We start from the raw sequence: 616 nt of genomic DNA, 5'->3' as shown, positions 1-616 counted from the left end.
CTCGTTGTCAAGGGCAACTGGATATGGTGTCATAAACAGACCTTATAATTTTTGTCTAGAAAAGTGTTGCCATTCCATATCTTATGTAAACCAAAAGTTGTTTTCCTATTTCATTTTATGCACACACAAAAAATAGATCAATTTTATGATCCTCTGAATTTACGATTGCACAAGAGGAACATAAAGTCGACCTATTAGCATTTCTTTTCAATCATTAAAAAAGTATCTTTCGATATTACTAAACAATGAAATTATCTATTTGAAATTTAAATCTGATAATATATTGAGTGTTCCAATGAGGGCTTTGATCCTATTATCCATATCTTTTTCAGTTTTAATATTGATACACATTATAAGAAAAAGAAACTTTTGGTTAATTTATTTCATCCCAGTGCAAAATATAAAAAAGTAAAATAGACCATAGGCAATAGATTAACAATTAATATAATACAAGCAAATATTCTATTCATTGTATTTCTGCTTTCAAAAAGTTCTAATATTGAAAGTATAATTCCACAAATGCCTATAATAAGTATGGGAATAAGATTAGAAAATAACACCCCGAGCCAATCTGTGAAAATTACTATATTTACTAATATCCCTATTAACATACCTA

General features: G+C 27.4%; 1 protein-coding gene. It reads right to left on the bottom strand.

Annotated features, from left to right (window positions below):
• Positions 1-383 precede the first annotated feature (383 nt).
• On the bottom strand, positions 384-616 hold a 233-nt coding region (locus DVW06_RS16890; RefSeq protein ID WP_077828676.1), incomplete at its 5' end, for a hypothetical protein.

The organism is Enterococcus sp. ARL09-542 (assembly GCF_005234805.1).
In the GTDB taxonomy this organism is placed as follows: Bacteria; Bacillota; Bacilli; order Lactobacillales; family Enterococcaceae; genus Enterococcus_D; species Enterococcus_D gallinarum.
Note: the sequence above shows the minus strand (reverse complement) of the source record. Positions and strands in the feature narration are given on the sequence as shown.